Source organism: Mesorhizobium sp. WSM4845 (assembly GCF_055811455.1).
In genome coordinates, this window is the sequence record NZ_JBVVQA010000061.1 from 1 (window position 1) to 15,188 (window position 15,188).

At 57.4% G+C, this 15,188-nt stretch carries 12 protein-coding genes; 2 read left to right on the plus strand and 10 right to left on the minus strand.

What is annotated here, in order from left to right:
• Positions 1 to 200: 200 nt before the first annotated feature.
• Positions 201 to 440 (plus strand): hypothetical protein, encoded by a 240-nt coding sequence (locus tag AC0L2C_RS33650; RefSeq protein ID WP_473525469.1) that lies wholly within the window; start codon positions 201 to 203, stop codon positions 438 to 440.
• A gap of 226 nt (positions 441 to 666) precedes the next feature.
• Here the strand turns inward: AC0L2C_RS33650 and AC0L2C_RS33655 are convergent, their stop codons facing one another.
• The 10 genes from AC0L2C_RS33655 to AC0L2C_RS33700 form a co-directional block, all read right to left on the minus strand.
• Positions 667 to 1,668: an ABC transporter ATP-binding protein gene (locus AC0L2C_RS33655; RefSeq protein WP_473525470.1), complete on the minus strand. Its 1,002-nt coding sequence runs from the start codon at positions 1,666 to 1,668 to the stop codon at positions 667 to 669.
• Entirely contained in the window at positions 1,661 to 2,665 is a 1,005-nt protein-coding gene (locus AC0L2C_RS33660; protein WP_473525471.1) for an ABC transporter ATP-binding protein, read from the minus strand. Before AC0L2C_RS33660 ends, AC0L2C_RS33655 begins: the two co-directional genes overlap by 8 nt.
• Positions 2,662 to 3,594: an ABC transporter permease gene (locus AC0L2C_RS33665; protein WP_473525472.1), complete on the minus strand. Its 933-nt coding sequence runs from the start codon at positions 3,592 to 3,594 to the stop codon at positions 2,662 to 2,664. The genes AC0L2C_RS33660 and AC0L2C_RS33665 overlap by 4 nt, the downstream gene beginning before the upstream one ends.
• Positions 3,591 to 4,592: an ABC transporter permease gene (locus AC0L2C_RS33670; RefSeq protein ID WP_473525473.1), complete on the minus strand. Its 1,002-nt coding sequence runs from the start codon at positions 4,590 to 4,592 to the stop codon at positions 3,591 to 3,593. The genes AC0L2C_RS33665 and AC0L2C_RS33670 overlap by 4 nt, the downstream gene beginning before the upstream one ends.
• Entirely contained in the window at positions 4,592 to 6,259 is a 1,668-nt protein-coding gene (locus tag AC0L2C_RS33675) for an ABC transporter substrate-binding protein (RefSeq protein ID WP_473525474.1), read from the minus strand. Before AC0L2C_RS33675 ends, AC0L2C_RS33670 begins: the two co-directional genes overlap by 1 nt.
• A 268-nt stretch (positions 6,260 to 6,527) precedes the next feature.
• The gene (locus AC0L2C_RS33680) at positions 6,528 to 7,973 is read right to left on the minus strand and encodes an amidase (RefSeq protein ID WP_473525475.1); all 1,446 of its coding nucleotides are present in this window, start codon (positions 7,971 to 7,973) and stop codon (positions 6,528 to 6,530) included.
• A gap of 1,206 nt (positions 7,974 to 9,179) precedes the next feature.
• Complete coding sequence (locus tag AC0L2C_RS33685) at positions 9,180 to 9,326, minus strand: hypothetical protein (protein ID WP_473525476.1); 147 nt, start codon at positions 9,324 to 9,326, stop codon at positions 9,180 to 9,182.
• A 414-nt stretch (positions 9,327 to 9,740) separates the two neighbouring features.
• The gene (locus AC0L2C_RS33690; RefSeq protein WP_473525477.1) at positions 9,741 to 11,543 is read right to left on the minus strand and encodes an ABC transporter permease subunit; all 1,803 of its coding nucleotides are present in this window, start codon (positions 11,541 to 11,543) and stop codon (positions 9,741 to 9,743) included.
• A gap of 21 nt (positions 11,544 to 11,564) precedes the next feature.
• A complete protein-coding gene (locus AC0L2C_RS33695; protein ID WP_473525478.1) occupies positions 11,565 to 12,662 on the minus strand; it encodes an ABC transporter ATP-binding protein in 1,098 nt (365 codons plus the stop codon).
• Positions 12,663 to 12,741: 79 nt separating this feature from the next.
• A complete protein-coding gene (locus tag AC0L2C_RS33700; protein WP_473525479.1) occupies positions 12,742 to 13,830 on the minus strand; it encodes an ABC transporter substrate-binding protein in 1,089 nt (362 codons plus the stop codon).
• A gap of 716 nt (positions 13,831 to 14,546) precedes the next feature.
• On the opposite strand from AC0L2C_RS33700, the gene AC0L2C_RS33705 reads away from it, so the two are divergent.
• The gene (locus AC0L2C_RS33705; protein WP_473525480.1) at positions 14,547 to 15,053 is read left to right on the plus strand and encodes an Lrp/AsnC family transcriptional regulator; all 507 of its coding nucleotides are present in this window, start codon (positions 14,547 to 14,549) and stop codon (positions 15,051 to 15,053) included.
• Positions 15,054 to 15,188 lie beyond the last annotated feature (135 nt).

The window sequence follows — 15,188 nt, forward strand, 5'->3', positions numbered from 1 at the left end:
CCTGCAATTCGGAAGCCTGAAAAGTAGACTATTCCCATGGAATATCAGCAGCTTCCGAATTCTTCACGGTCGACTGATCCGATAGCGATAATACACTGAGTCTCTTGCAGACTCAGTGAATATTATTTCTTTGGCGATCATCATTTCAACCTTAATTTTCTCAGAAATCATGCCGGAATGATGTGAGGTTACGACTGTAGTTGTTCGAGATCTGGCAGATTCAGATTTCCCGTATTCTGGATGAGCTTGAGCTCCGCCGCGAGGGCCGTTGCCTGCGCGACCGACCCGACTTCAGGTTGCGGGCCGCCGGGCAGACGCTGCATGAGCTATTGCCTGTTGTCGAAGGTTTTTGGAATGACATGTCTTCCGCAGCCCTCTTCCGGGATGTTTTCTTCGATCTTGAAGGCGATCCGTTCGTAGGTGAGGGTGGGCTAGAGTAACTGTCAGTATCTCTGCGGCGATGCCTTGCCTGCAATTTGGACGAAATCTAACCCAGCCGACGTTCAACGCGGCAGCCGATCCGGATCCCCACAAACATCGGCATTGCGGGGCCTTCCCGGATTCCGCACTGACGCATGCTGCGATAGACTAGTGCGATCCGAAACTACTCTCCTGGCCGATAATTGACGTCGACTGCAGTCCAAAGTTTGAGCGCCGGGCCGGCCTTCATTGTGTCAGCCAGCACGCTGACATGTGTTGTGGCCCCACTTCGAGGGCGGGCGGCTCCTCCTCTTTGCAGCGGTCGAAGGCCAGCGGACAACGCGGATGGAAACGGCAGCCCTTCGGCACGCGGGCGCCACTTGGAACCTCGCCGTGCAGGGTGCACAGCTCGCTGCGGTCTGTCTCGCTGCCAATCTGCGGCGTGGCGCTTCGCAGAGCGACTGTATACGGATGGCGAGGGTTGAATGTGATCTCATCGGCGCTGCCGATCTCGACCAGCCGCCCAAGGTACAGGACAGCAATCCGGTCGGCGATCAACCAGGCGAGCGGCAGGTCATGGGTGATGAAGAGCAGCGCCAGGTTGTTTCTGTCGCGCAGGTCCACGAGGACCTGCAGAATCTGTGCTCGTATTGAGACATCCAGCATCGAGACAGGCTCATCCGCAACGATGAGTTCCGGCCGGACGGCAAGCGCTCCGGCAATCACGACCCGTTGACGCTGCCCGCCAGACAACTCGTGCGGGAAGCGGGCGAAGAAATCGCCGGGAGGATTGAGCCCAGCGGACGCAAGCGCTTCGCTCACTCGCTGTGCGAGCTGTTTGCCATTATCGACCAGCCGCAGTGACCGCAACGGCTCCGCCACGATGTCGAATACGGTGTGTCGCGGATTGAGCGCCTGATAAGCATCCTGAAAGATCATTTGCACGCGACGCCGGTAAGGACGCAAAGCCGAGAAGCCTTCTACCGACGTCATGTCGTGGCCCTCGAACAGCAACCTGCCGCCTGTCAGCTGGGCGAGCTTGGTGATGACGCGGCCCACCGTCGTCTTGCCGCTTCCCGATTCTCCGACCAGGGCTACGATCTCACCCCGTCCGACGTTGAGATCAATCCCGTCCACCGCGCGTACGGTGCTGGCAGGTCGGCCCAGGACACGGTCGAACAGTCCCCCCTGGATAGGAAAATGGACCTGCAGGTTCTGCAGGCTCAGGATGTCGGCGCGGTCAGGCATGAACTGCAACCTTGTCTTGCGAGGACCGGTGAAGGTGACAGGCGACGTGTCCCCCCTTATTTCTATCGAAGCTGGGGACTTCGGTCGCACATACTCCCATGACGAACGGGCAGCGTGGATGGAAAGCACAGCCCGGAGGTCGATTGATCAAGTTGGGGGGATCACCGGGTATTGGCCGGATCATCTTTTTGCCGCTCGCTGGGTTCGGAATCGAATCGATCAGCAGTCTGGTGTACGGGTGCTTAGGATTGGAGAAAATCTCAGTGACAGTGCCGTCCTCGACTATCCGGCCGGCGTACATGATCATCACGCGATCACAAGACTCAGCCACCACAGAAAGGTCGTGGGTGATCAAAATCAAGGCCAGGTTAAGCTGGGATCGCAACTCCCCTAGCAGCTTGAGGATCTGAGCCTGTGTGATAACGTCGAGCGCCGTGGTGGGCTCATCGCCGATGACGATTGAGGGGCGACAAGCCAGAGCCATGGCAATCATCACCCTTTGTCGCATTCCGCCCGACAATTCGTGGGGATAGGCAGAACCACGATCCGCCGGGATGCCAACCAACTCAAGCAACTCCTTGGCCCTGACCGTCGCTTGGTCCCGCGACATGCCGAGCTTCAGCATACACGGCTCGGCGATCTGCTTGATGATGCGGTGAACGGGATTAAGCGCATTCATCGCGCCCTGGAAGACAACGGACGTTTCGCTCCAGCGATGCGGCCGCATCGCCGCATCGTCGTCGATCGGAAGTCGGTTACCACGATAGCGCACTTGGCCGCCTCTAACCCGCGCGTTGGGCGATAGTAGACCAGCGATCGCCATCGCGGTCGTGGTCTTGCCACTGCCAGACTCACCAACGAGGCCAACGGCCTCTCCGGCTCGGAGCGCGAAGTTTACGTCGTCGATTGCTCGCGAAGAAACGCCCTTGAGCCCATAGTCGACAGAGAGCCGGTCGATTTCCAGAAGCGGTGCCTTGTCTTGGCAGGAGTTTGTCATGGGATCACCCTCCGCCGTGGATTGAACGTGTCGTCGAGGCCATTGCCAATCAGGACGAAGCTAAGCGAAACCGTGAGCGCACACAGCCCGGGGGCGCCCAGGTACCACCAAGCTCCAGCACTGGCGGCGCCGGCGCGCTGAGCGAGCGACAGTAAAGTGCCCCATGAAGGCTGCAGCGGATCGCCAAGACCAAGGAACGAGAGTGATGTCTCGACATAGATTGCGCCGGCGACGACCAGAGCTCCATTGGCTGCTATTTGCGGCACGAGATTGGGAAGGATGTGCCGCACCATGATGCTGAAATTGCTGCTGCCCGCAACGCGAGCGCGATCAATGAATGTTCGCTCCTTAAACGACAGTGTCTGGCTGCGAATGACACGGGCGACGAACGCCCAGCTTGTCATACCGATAACGACAATGATCACGAAAAGGGAAGGACGGAAGCCGAGGATTTCTCCGCCGCGCCCCATCACCTCGAGAACCACGGGTGTGATGACCAGCGCCAGCACGAAGGAGGGCATGACGAACAAGAAGTCCGTCAAGCGCATCAGCCAGACGTCAACCCTGCCACCATAGTAGCCAGCCGTGATACCGATCGAAGTCCCGAGGATGAGGCTGATCACGGTCGCCAGCAGCGCGATCGTAAGCGAGATCCGGGCACCATGGACGACCATATTAAGCACGTCCCGCCCCACCTCGTCGGTCCCGAGCAGATGCTGGCCTGATGGGGGCGCGAGGAAGTCGCCGGTCGCAGTACCTGCAGTCTCAAGTTGGCCCACGAGGATATTGGGCACCGCAGCCAGCACAAGGAAGAACACCAGACACAACAGGCCGAGTTGAGCCCCACCGTGGCCAATAAATTGGCGTAGATAGCCCTTGATCGCTTGCGCCCGGCTACGCGGCGAATATGGAACGAGACTTTCACTCATTGCCGGACTCGCGGATCAAGAATGCCGTAGGCAAGATCGGCCAGGAGATTTGCACCAACGATCGACGCACCGAGCAACAGGAATATCCCTTGAAGAACTGGGTAATCCCGCGCGTTGAGCGCCTCGACCGTGAGGCCGCCGATCCCCGGCCACGCGAAGACGGCTTCGACGGTGATGGCACCGGCAACCACATAACCGAGATTGAGCGTAATTAAGGTGACCACCGGCAGCATCGCATTACGAAATGCATGACGCATCAGCATCTGGCCATTGGTGAGCCCCTTGGCCCGTGCGGTCACCATGTAATCCTCGGTGACAACGTCGCTCATCGCAGCACGAGCGACCACGACGTATTGGCCGATGAGTCCAAGGGCCACCGCCGTGACCGGAAGTACGAGATGCCGCAAGTAGTCGAGGAACCTGTCAGCAGGGCCGATGCTAGCGCCGGGTGAATAGATACCATAGCCCGGAAGCCAGCCCAATGCCGTACTGAAGATCACCACCAAAAGCATGCCGAGCCAGAAAGCCGGTGTTGAATAGAGTGCCAGAGAGGCTCCCGTGGCGACACGGTCGAAAGCTCCTCCTCTGCGCCAACCGGCAAATAGGCCAAGCATAACCCCGCACAAAATGGCAATGAATTGGGCCAGACCAACCAGGGCAATTGTTGCCGGCAGGCGCTCCAAAATAAGGTCGGCGACATGCCTGCCCCTGAACTTGTAGCTGTAGCCCAAATCGCCGCGGAGAGTCGCCGACAAGTAGTCGATCACCTGATCCGGAAAAAGCGGGCGATCGAGGCCCCAGTTCTGGCGCTGCGCCTCGATCTGCTCTGCATTCACGCTGACGCGAGCGCCCCCAAGCAGAAGCTCTGCAGGATCGCCTGGAATGACCCTGAACAGAATGAAGTTCAGCGTCGCCACCATCAAAAGCGTTATTACCGCCCTGATCAGGATCCCCACAATACGTCGGCTCGTCCAGCCACCAAGCCCACCCCCAGCCATTAGACTGGCCTCAACCGATCATAGGGGAAATAGCTCCACGAAGCAGCCGTATCCAGCCCCCAGTCTTGGAAGCAATCCTTCCGATGAGCGTCGATCACAGACGGGTAGCACAACATGATGTAGGGCGCGTCGGTGTAGATGAGACGTGCCGCCTGATCGACCAGTTCCTTGCTCTTCGCAAGATCGACCGTGACTTCGACCTCCGCTACGAGCTTGTCAAATTCCTTATTTGTCCAGTACGATCTGTTCTTGCCACCGATGGATTTACTGCTGCCGATGATGAGTAGGTCATGAGGAGATGGAGACAGCCAGGAGCCGGTAACGAGCAGATCCCAGCCTCCACCTCCTTGATCAGGGGCTGCATACCGGGCGCCCAGGGCCCCGGAGTCCAGTTGGGTCACTGATATGGGGATGCCAATTTGTCCCAGCCAGCCAGCAATAAGCTGCACGGCCGCGATTGGCATTTCTATGTTGCCCGAGGCTGTTCCGGTTATAAGCTCGAGTTGAAAGCTCTTTCCCTCCTTGTCCTCACGGACGCCGTCGCCGTTTGTGTCCCGATAGCCGGCCGCATCGAGCCGGCGCCCCGCCTCCGCAAGATCGAAGTGACGTCTGATGTCACTGAGATCCGAGTAATAATCCCTAACCACCGGCATCACCAGCCCAACGCCGGGGTCGCCGTGCCCGCGCAGAGCGCGGTCGACTATAGCCTTCTGGTCGATCGCGTAGCCGATCGCATCGCGAAACGCCGGATCCTGTAACGCCTTGGTGCTGCCCGCCCCGTTCCCGGAAAGGGTGTTGAAGGCCAAATAATTCCGTTGCTCGACGCTCGCTTCGCCAATTACGATGTTGGGATCCTTCGAGAGATCCGCCAGTTGGGCAGCCGTTAAGCCAGACCCATAGTCGAGGCTGCCGCTTTTCAAACCTTGCGAAATCGGATCGATCGTAGTGAAGAATTGGATAATTAAGCCGGCCGTTTTTGGCTGCCCTGTGCGGAAATACGGATTTGGCGTAAAGCGCGCAAACTGACCTTGCTGAAACTCTTCAAGGATCATTGGCCCCGTGCCCACCAGCGGCGGGTCGTTGCGAAAGGTGCTCCGCGCATCGGCATAACTGATGTCCTTCCAGATGTGCGCGGGAACAATCAACGTTGTGTTTTCAATTGGCCAGCGGTTCGGCTTCTTGGTCACGATTTGAAGAGTCTCATCATCGAGTGCGGTGATAGACTCGACGTTCTCAAGACCGCTGGTGTTGTTCCAGCCGAGGTTCAACTCGTCGGGCTTACCAATGGAGTCACGCATGTAATTGTAGGTAAAAGCGGCATCCCTCGCTGTGGCTGGTTGGCCATCCGACCACTTCATGCCGGGCCAGCTTTTGAAAGTCCAGGTGAGCTTGTCGCCGGCAACGGACCACGACTTCGCGAAACCTTTACGGTCCGGGTGCCGCTGGGCGTCCACCCCAACCAGGAAATCATAAGTACATACTGTGGGCACGGACGAGCCCCAAGTAGCAAACGGATTCATGGAATCGGGCGTGCTCATCGAGGCGACGCGCACAATATGATCGTCGCACGACGAGGCTAACGCTCTTGAACTCATAATCCATGGCGCTGCCGATCCGACCAGCATTGCTTTCATGACGGCACGGCGACTGATTTGCAATTCGTCCATTCTTACCTCCCTTAAGTCTCTGAATCTATTTTGCAGAGAGCCCTAGATACGGCTAGTTCTATCGGCGGTTATGCACTCTTTCAAAGCAACTATCGCTTGTGTTGCCAAGCAACAAGTATTGCTGTCAGCAGCTTGGCCTATAGTTGACATCGCCTGGTGTATGGCTCCGATATTTATTGAGGCAACGACAGCAATGCGACAAAACAGCCAAGGGTGATTGCTTAAGTTTAGCCTGCATTTTCTACGTACGCGTGTTACCGCAAGCGCTTCAAATGCAGATCGAAGGCCGCCTGTCCTTCCAGGGCTTGAGCGCCTCAAGTCGGGCCGCTACGGCGAGAAGAAGCTCGTCTTTGCCCATGTCAGCGACCAATTGAATGCCTATCGGCAGACCATCATCTCTCCATTGGAGAGGCAGCGAGATCGCCGGCTGGCCTGTCTCGTTGAACGGACCCGCAAACGCCATTTGCCTAGTCACTGTGACCAGCGTCTCTTCTGGCGTTTCCTCAGCATGCGATTGCAGGGTACGTGGCGGCTCGCAAACAGTCGGCGACAGCAACAGATCGAAGTCGTTCCACCAGTTCATGACCTCGGCAGCCCAGGCTCTCCTGCGCTCGCTCGCATCCAGATATTCCAGCGCCGTGACAGTCGGCCCCTTGGGGTGTCCCATGTACCAGATGAAAGGCTCAACATCATCGGGACTCAACGGCCGGCCCACTATCTTTTGCAGCCCGCGGAAAGCAGCCTCGCCGCTGACCTTGAGCAACAGTGCGTATGTCGGGATGGCGTCTTCCTGATTGAGAGGAGGAACAGCCCCGTCGATGACCTCGCAACCTAGCTCCTCAAGCAATGGAATGGTTGCATCTACGGCGCGTTGACAGTCGACGCGCGCCTCCACCCCACCCATACTGCGCGCCACACCCACCCGCAGACGCGGCAATTCTTCGGCCTCCGCGACCGCACGGGCATAGCGACGGGTTGAGGAGGCCCAATACAGCGCTCGGGGATTTCCAACGGCTAGGAGATCCAACAGCGCGGCGGCATCACGAATTGTCCGGCAGAGCACAAAATTATGCATTGCACGCGATAAATTTGGTTCGGAGAGGGGCACGAGTCCTCGAGTGGGCTTAAAGCCGACCACACCGCAGAAGGACGCGGGAATTCTGATTGAACCGCCGTCCTCGGAGCCATGTGCCACCGGCACCATGCCACTAGCAACTGCTGCGGCCGCGCCACCGGACGAACCGCCGACTGATCGATCGAGCGCCCACGGGTTACGGGTCGGCCCGAAGGCAATCGGCTGAGTATCCGTGTACCAGCCAGCTTCAGGAGCCTTACTCACACCAAGCGTAATGAACCCGGCGTCGCGCAGGCACTTGCCAACGGGAGTATCAACGGTTGCGACGAGGGGATTCTCTTTCAGAATGCGGTTACCCGCGAAGCGCGGAATGCCGACTTGAGCTGCGGAGCTGCTGTCCTTGAGCAGTATGGGAACACCAGGGAAAGGCCGGTCTCTCGGCATACTTGACGCTTCAGCACAGGCAGCATCGAAGCGTTGATGGACCAGGGCGCCGATCAAACCCTCACATTTTTCGATGCGCCCAATGGCCGCATCGACGAGATCAAGCGGCGAAATATCGCCTCCGTGAACCGCTTCGGCTTGCCCCACCGCGTCCAACGATGCAATTTTACTGGCGGCATTTTTGGCAGTTGACATCCAACTTTTTTGACCCCTCAGATCTCGGGCCGGCCACGGTTTGGACGGCCTTACAGAAGCTTCAATTTTCGTCTTTGCGGTATCGCCGCCGTCGAGCTGTGCTCGCAGCTCGCCCGGATTTAGGCCGAAGCTCGCCTACTGGAGGTAGGGCGCCCAGATCGACGATGGTGGACAACGTCGTCTGCAGGAACCGTTTGCGCTTCATCCAAGAGCTCATTGCCTCGCACCTTGCACTTTCGTCTTCGCACAGATATTACTGGGCTTTCAGGCTGACTTTCTCTAAATTGGGCCTTTGGCAGCCGAAATCCTGCACCTGACCCGGGGCGTGAGGAGCTTTCATGCGACACACGTTGAACTGTGTCGCTGTCACAAACCTGTTGGCCAGCCTGGAGGCCGACTCTCGACCGTATAACCAAAGGGCTAGGAAACCTAATTCAAGCTGGACGCGCTATACGCCTTCACTACACTGCGAAATCGACTGCCACGCCCGCTAAGCGGGCCCCTATTAAACAGGTAAACGTTTCCTTCGGAAAGCGCGGGAGCGTTGACAACCGTCCAGTGCATTCGTCTTCGACGGCTACAATGGCCATCAAGCGGCGATAATTTCCGAAGCCTTCTGCGGGATCGCCCGTCACGCTCACTTATTGCCGACCAGCATCCACGAGAGCAAATACTTCAACGGATCAGATCGAACAGGACGCCGGCGTATCGAGGTCGGACACGCTCGGCTTCAAGTCGATAACAAAACAATATACAGCGCCGAGCTCATTCTTGAGTATTCGCTTGATGCGCAAGCGAGAGGCGACGTTTGCCTACAACATTTGCTGCCTCAATCGCCGAGCAGTTGAGGTCTTTGCCGCCTGACCAGGCCGTCGTGGCTGGCGAACCCCGCTGAACGAGCCCCTCGGCAGCGGCGCTCATTCTGTGTGGGTAATGCGTTCTCGATCGCGGTACCCGAAACAGCAATCTGTCTCCCAGTGCTCGGCATAGATCTCGTGCCCAAGTTCATGACTCACGATCCGGCGCCACTTGCCTCCGGCTCGTCGGCGGGAAGACACAATACCTCTGCTGCGCCTCTCTGAACGCGAGAGGACACGTCCGAGATCGTACGTGCGTCGAGGAACGACCGCGCGTCGCTATCAGAACCCCGAACCCCTACTCCAGTCGCTCGTTGGCTTCCTCGACACCATTTCGGAGATTCGGACTTCAATCTGATGGTGCTGCCGCCGCTCGATCGGCCCAGACAATCCGCCCGGCGCGGCCCAAGTAGCGCCAGACGTCCCGGCTATCGACCATGTCCCGCACTCTCAACTCGTAGCGCTCGACCTCGACGAGGTTAGAACTAAAGGCCACGTAACGCCCGTCCTCGCTCGGCTCGAAGACCCCGACCGAATAGAAGGCCTCGACCGGGGAATGGCGTTCGGCTCGAGAACAAGCTCGTCGAGCCTCCGGTCAGCGGCAGGCGCCAGCACGCCGGAGGCGCCACTCTGTCCTTGGAAGTACTCGAAGGCCAACTTGGAACGCTGGCGAGGCGCCCTCGCAAGGCCGACGCCCTTCGATCTCCGCGAGGAGCTGCCTTGAGCCCTGTCGCTTGCTCCGCGTAGCTGTTCTCCGCTTCGTAATACGCGCAGACATCCGGGTTCTCCCAGTGGCCAAGCCAGCCATACCAATCCATCGTGACATCGTGAATGAAGCACCTGATCCGTGGCTCGGCACGGGAAATCGGGCTGCAGGAGTTTGTCTCCCCATTGGCTGTCGGGTTTGGTTTTACGAGGCTCTGGTCTTTCGACCTACAATAGAACTTTGGACAGTTATTGGAGATTGGGCCTTCGGCCTCGACCGCCACCAGAAGACATATAGAGCCCCGAGCCAAAGAATAGGGAGAAGTATTAACAGCGACGCCACCGCAGCTATTGTCGGGTCGATCTCGTTGCGCATGTTCTCCCACATCTTTAGTGGCAAGGTACGGATCGAAAACCCGCTCACCATTGACGAGATGACGACCTCGTCAAAGGAGTGGATGAATGCGAACACGGCGCCTCCGATGATGCCTGGCCGGATCAGCGGCAGTGTAACTCGCATGAATGTCTGCAGTGGTCCTGCCCGCATGCTCTTCGCTGCCTGTTCAAGCCGCCGGTCGAACGTCGCCAGAGTAGCCGAGACGATCACAACGACATAGCAGATGGCTCCAATGCTGTGCGATAGGACGATGCCGGTCTTTGTTCCGATCAGCCCAAGATTAACTAACCCGATGTAGGCAGCAATGGCAACGACAATGCTCGGAAAGGTGATCGGCGCCAAGATTACGATGGTCAGGGAGCCGCGTAGTTGCGAAGAGGCGCGGCTGAGGCCGTAGGCGGCGAGCGTCCCCACGATCGTCGACAGGACGGTAACCATAACGCCGATCTGGATGCTGGTCCATGCGGCACCGTTCCAGGAGGGTTCTTCGAAGAAGGAGCGGTACCACCTCAGTGAAAGGGCCGAGGGCGGCATCTCCAGATAATTTCCAGCACTGAACGACATGATTATGACGACGACGCCAGGGAACAGCAAATAAATCATGACAAGGATAATGTACAACGTTTCTACGATCGACCAGCGGCCTTCGGTACCGGCTTGGTAGAGGTTCGTCGTCCAGCGCTTAGCCCTATAACGATTGGCACGCTCACCAAAGTAGCGTCTCAGCGGGCCGAATGAGGGTAGCCGACTCTGCCAAGCCCGCTGCGTTCGTTGCGCCGTCCGGCCTTGCGTATCTGAAAGATCGAGACCCAACATAGAGAGCACGACACAGGCGACTGCCAGTAGAATAAAGGCCGAGGCCGCGAGGCGCGCGATGTTAAAGGAGGTCTGCACCTGTGACGCTATGAAAGTCGACAGCATAGCGTCTCCCAGCCCTCCCAAGGCTGCCGGCGTGATATAGAAGCCAAGGCAGATAACAAACACCAATAAGGAACCGCTGTGCACGCCAGGCATGCTGAGAGGGAAGAAAACGCGCCAGAAGGCGGCGAACGGCCGTGCACCCATGCTGCGGGCAGCCGCCATCAGCGACCTATCGATGCCCATCATGACACTGACCAGAGGCAGGATCATCATAGGCAGCATAATGTGAACCATGCTGATATAAACGGCCATACGGTTATAGATAAGCGGCAGCGGACTGGAAATAAAGCCACCATTTAGCAACAAAGTATTGATCAAACCGTGATCGCCGAGGATTACGACCCATGCATAAGTACGCGCCAAGAAACTGGTCAGATAGGGGATGATGACAAGCACAATGAGCGTCAATTGCAAGCGCTTGGGGGCAGCCGAGATAAGATAGGCTGCGGGGTAACCTATGATAACGCAGAGGGCCGTGGCCACTGCGCTCACCTCGATCGTCTGAAAGAGCACACGGACATTTGCCGGCTGGCTAAAAAAAGCCTGATAGTTGGCGAACGAGAAGGCTGGCGCATTAACGCTTACTAGGAAGAGCCGAACCATCGGTATGCCCATCACGACGAGCAGGATGGCGAGCGCCGGTAAAGTAAGTCCGATAGGGATCCGGCCGAGTTTCTGAAGCATCTTCATCCGCGTTGCCCTCTTGGCATTTCAGTCCGCAACGAAGCGGACGTCGGACCGCAGCCAGTCAAGCCTCACCTCGTCACCCCGTTGAAAGGTATGCTGTCCCGAGGACACATGCTCGCGCACGATGAGAACGCAACTCCCCACCCGCACATTATATTTGCGCACCGGGCCAGCATAGATCATATCGTCTACGGTGCCAGTGACGGAATGGCGCCGAGCAGCATCGGACCTCAGCGGCGCTGTCGAAGCGGTAATACCAAGGCGCTCCGGCCGGATCATTGGAACAGTGCCGGTCGGTTGCGGAGGATCGGATTCGATCTCGAAAAAAGGGGATTCCAAGAAGTTGGCTTCGCCTAGAAAACTTGCCACGAAGCGCGTGGCCGGCCGATCATACAAGGCCTCCGGCGTGTTCGTCTGCTCGATTTGCCCAGCGCGCATGACGACGATACGATCTGATAATGTGAGCGCCTCTTCCTGATCGTGTGTCACACAGATAGTTGTGATGCCGAACTCCTGGTGGAGCTTCTTAATCTCGCCCTGCATCTCCTCGCGCAGGTTACGGTCCAGCGCGCTGAGCGGCTCGTCGAGAAGAAGGACCGGCGGATCTGCGATGAGGGCGCGGGCAAGCGCCACGCGCTGCTGCTGGCCGCCACTGAGTTGAACTGGCATCCGGCCACTCAGCTCACCGAGGTGCACGCGCTCAAGGATGCGATCGACCCGAGCTAATCTCTCGCCAGCCTTTATGCCTCGCATCTCAAGCGGAAATTCCAAGTTCTTGCGAACGGACAGGTGCGGGAACAGGGCATAACTTTGGAAGACGACGCCCTGGTCGCGCTGGTAGGAAGGCACCGAGCCGACGGACTTTCCCGCGATCAGGATCTCGCCCTTGGTGGGAGCTTCGAACCCGGCAAGCAGCATCAGCGTTGTAGTCTTGCCCGAACCGCTCGGACCGAGAACCGTAAGGAACTCGCCGCGCCCAACACTAAGGGACAAATCCCTGACAGCGGCGACCGCCCCGTACATCTTGCTGACATTGCGAAATTCAATTTGCGTGGGAACGAGGCTGCTCTCCAAAACTTGATCCTCGCCGGACTGGATGCGGTTTTTGACGTAAACGTTCACTGCGATTGCTCCAGAACTATGCGAATGTGACCGCCAGATATCGTGCGGCCACTTCGCCTGCCTCCAAATGGAGCCGAGATTAGAGAAGGATCCACTGGTTCCAGCGGTCGCGGAGCCGCTCGGCGTTGGACAGGCCGTCCGATCCGATCTCGCTATACCACTTTGTGTTAATGAGAATGCCGCTGGCCAAGTTGTCAGGGTGGGTAGAGAGTCGACGCCCCCTCTCCTCCGGAATCATCTTATATGCATTAAGGTTAGGCGGGCCGTAGGCGATGCGTTGGGCGAAAGCCGCTTGATTCTTGGCACGGGTGGCGAATTCAATAAATTTCTGCGCATTGTGCGCATTGGGGCTGCCCTTGACTACCCCCCAGTAATCACATGTCAACTTGGCCTGATTCCGAGTGATCTCAAGGGGAGCGCCCTCGTCGATCAACAAAGCCGCCCGCCCGTCATAGCAATTTCCGATATCTGCCGCCTTTTCACGCAGCATTTGTTGGACTTCCGACCCAGTCGTCCACCACTTGCGGATATGCGGTTTGATCTTGTCCAAGCTGGCGAAAACGCGATCAATGTCCATTGGGTAGAGGGCATCCGCAGTCACGCCGTCCGCCAGAAGCGCTTCCTCCCAAGGGCCTTCAGTACCATACTGGCCGGTCTCGAGGGTACGAACGCCGGGAAACTTCTCGACGTCCCAGAATTCGGCCCACGAAGTCGGCCGCGGCTTATTGGCGGGAAAATGCTCCTTATTATAGAACATAACCCAAGAATAAACCTCTCCAGCGACGCCGTATGGTTGCTTAGCAAACTCTAGTATCGCGTCTAGCTCTTCCTTTCGATATATAGAATAGTCTATCTTCTCGAGGTATCCCTTCTGAGCCGCCACAAGGTTTGTAGCTGGACTCAAACCAACAACATCAACCGTGACATTATTCTGGGTCACCATGAGATCAAGCTGCGGCAAGCTCATGTCGTCGGTGATCGGGATGACTTTGATTCCGGTTTCGGCTTCGAACGGCTTCGCATACGCTTCTATGTTCGCCTTTCCGACATCGCCGCCGTAGAGCTGGACCCGTAGCTCGCCCGGAGACTGCGCCCAAGCCCGGCGGCTTACGTATGGCGCCGCAATTGCGACAGTGGACAACGTCGTCAGGAAATGTCTGCGATTCATAATTCCTCCTCCTTTTTTGGTTAGTCCAACCGCTTCTATTATGAAGAGATTACACCAGCTGTGGACCGAATCTCTTCAACAGGGGTGCCTGTAATGTCGAAATTCTGCACCTACTCCAGGCGTTGAGGTTTTTTCCTGCAAACACTCGATGCAAAGTTGGTCCAGCGTCAGTTTCGCAGCTCTCGGCCTATCGCAAGCTGACTAACTCGGCATGCGCCTCCGGCTTGCCCCGTCCCACCAGGCGCAGTGCCGGCGCGCCTCAAGCGCGCCGGTCAGATTGCGCAATATTCCACATCGAAGCGAAACGCGGACTTTGCGCTTCGCTTCGACACTCAGCAACAAGTGCCCTGCAGGGACCACGCTCGCTGCCGGAACCGATACGCCTTGGGACGTGGCGCAAGTCGGTATCCTTTGCGGGTTCAAGGTGAGCATTCTCTTCCACCGCCCCCAGCTTTCGGCGCCGTGCACCGTGACTACGGCTCGAATGCCTCAAAAGTCCCACACTTTGCTCATCCGGGCGGCTCTTCGAGAGCAGGATCGGCGCGTACGCACGATGGGTATGTCGAGAGCCAGTTCAATCCATCCGATGCATTTTGGCTTGAATCGCAAGTTGGTTCGAGATAGTGCTACGATGTCGTCGCCCCGACTACTGAAGGGCGCTTTCCTTCAATAAAACCATGTATTTCGTGGCGAAATGACTGATCGCTGGGGTTAATATGCGTTATGATCGAATTGATGCTCGTATTCTCGAAATAATGCAAAGAAACAATCGGCTGACATCCGAAGTTCTCGGTGAAATGGCCGGGTTGTCTGCTACTGCCTGTCAACGGCGGTTGAAGAGGTTGCGGGCTGAAGGCATAATTGAGGCCGATGTCTCGATCGTGTCGCCAAAGGCGGTTGGAAGGCTAATCCAAATGCTTGTTTTGGTTAGCCTCGAGCGAGAGCGCGCTGATATCATTGATAGATTCAAGAGGGTTATCAAATCGTCGGCCGAAGTCGTCAGTGGCTTTTATGTCACCGGAGACGCCGATTTCGTGCTCTATGTTACTGCGCGGAGTATGGAAGATTACGAGCAGTTCACCCGCCGATTTTTCTATGAGAACCCTGATATTAAGGGGGTAAAGACGATGGTGATAATGGATCGTGTCAAAGCTGGATACGCCGTGCCTGTTGAAGATGCGTCCGATGAAGCGAACCCGCATGTCGGAGCACTTAAAAAATAAGCCTGCGAAGCTGTCTATAGCCAGACGGCTCTTGCAGATTCGCTCAGTCTTGTGACGAGTCGACCGTGAACAATCTTGACCGCTGAGCGGCAAGCTGCTTCGGCCGGTTCAGGAACGCGGCGATCAAGAGCCACA

Coding starts and splice junctions, on each gene's coding strand:
- AC0L2C_RS33665 (WP_473525472.1), bottom strand. CDS start 3,594: ATGAGTGAAAGTCTCGTTCCATATTCGCCGCGTAGCCGGGCGCAAGCG.
- AC0L2C_RS33675 (WP_473525474.1), bottom strand. CDS start 6,259: ATGGACGAATTGCAAATCAGTCGCCGTGCCGTCATGAAAGCAATGCTG.
- AC0L2C_RS33660 (WP_473525471.1), bottom strand. CDS start 2,665: ATGACAAACTCCTGCCAAGACAAGGCACCGCTTCTGGAAATCGACCGG.
- AC0L2C_RS33705 (WP_473525480.1), top strand. CDS start 14,547: ATGCGTTATGATCGAATTGATGCTCGTATTCTCGAAATAATGCAAAGA.
- AC0L2C_RS33700 (WP_473525479.1), bottom strand. CDS start 13,830: ATGAATCGCAGACATTTCCTGACGACGTTGTCCACTGTCGCAATTGCG.
- AC0L2C_RS33670 (WP_473525473.1), bottom strand. CDS start 4,592: ATGGCTGGGGGTGGGCTTGGTGGCTGGACGAGCCGACGTATTGTGGGG.
- AC0L2C_RS33680 (WP_473525475.1), bottom strand. CDS start 7,973: ATGTCAACTGCCAAAAATGCCGCCAGTAAAATTGCATCGTTGGACGCG.
- AC0L2C_RS33690 (WP_473525477.1), bottom strand. CDS start 11,543: ATGAAGATGCTTCAGAAACTCGGCCGGATCCCTATCGGACTTACTTTA.
- AC0L2C_RS33655 (WP_473525470.1), bottom strand. CDS start 1,668: ATGCCTGACCGCGCCGACATCCTGAGCCTGCAGAACCTGCAGGTCCAT.